A 529-nucleotide genomic window follows, 5' to 3' on the forward strand; every position below is an offset into this window, starting at 1 on the left:
GGGGTACCCGGCTCGTCAGTGACAGTGGTGCTGACTGGAGTCTTGTCCAGAACCAGGTTTTCAAACTTCCAGGCGTCAGCGCCGCTGACCGCCTGCAGGCTCTGCTCGACCGGTGGGTTAGTGCCGGTGTAGACGTTGTCCGGGGCAGTTACGGTAATCGAACCGGTGGTGCCGTTGGCCGGAACGGTGATGACCGTTTTGCCGTCACTCAGGGTGAAGTACAACGGCGCGTGGTTATCGATCGGCAGACCGTCTTTGTTGGTCAGGGTGACGGAAAACGTCAAACCGACCTTCACCGTTCACATCAACACTGCCCTGGCTCACGATCTGGTCGTGACCCTGAGCAACAACGCTACCGTCACCATCAAAGCGGGCGAAACCAGCGCGCCTTACACCCACGACGCGCAGGGCGATGACGTCTACAAAGACGCTGGCGAAATTTCCCTGGGCATCAAGTCCGCGGTCGATGTTGACGGTCGTGCCTTCGAAAACCTTCAGCTGGGCGACGCGGCATCGGTCAAAGTCACCG

Annotated in this window: 2 protein-coding genes; one reads left to right on the forward strand and one right to left on the reverse strand. The window is 59.5% G+C overall.

The annotated features are described in order from the left end of the window. Positions 1-284 (reverse strand): immunoglobulin-like domain-containing protein (locus OO306_RS28310; protein ID WP_265970416.1); only part of this gene is annotated, 284 nt, incomplete at its 3' end. On the opposite strand from OO306_RS28310, the gene OO306_RS28380 reads away from it, so the two are divergent. Beyond that, positions 190-529 (forward strand): immunoglobulin-like domain-containing protein (locus OO306_RS28380; RefSeq protein ID WP_323055843.1); only part of this gene is annotated, 340 nt, incomplete at its 3' end. The two genes, OO306_RS28310 and OO306_RS28380, sit on opposite strands and share 95 nt — an antisense overlap.

Origin of the sequence: Pseudomonas sp. DCB_AW (genome assembly GCF_026240895.1) — a bacterium.
In the GTDB taxonomy this organism is placed as follows: domain Bacteria; phylum Pseudomonadota; class Gammaproteobacteria; order Pseudomonadales; family Pseudomonadaceae; genus Aquipseudomonas; species Aquipseudomonas kermanshahensis.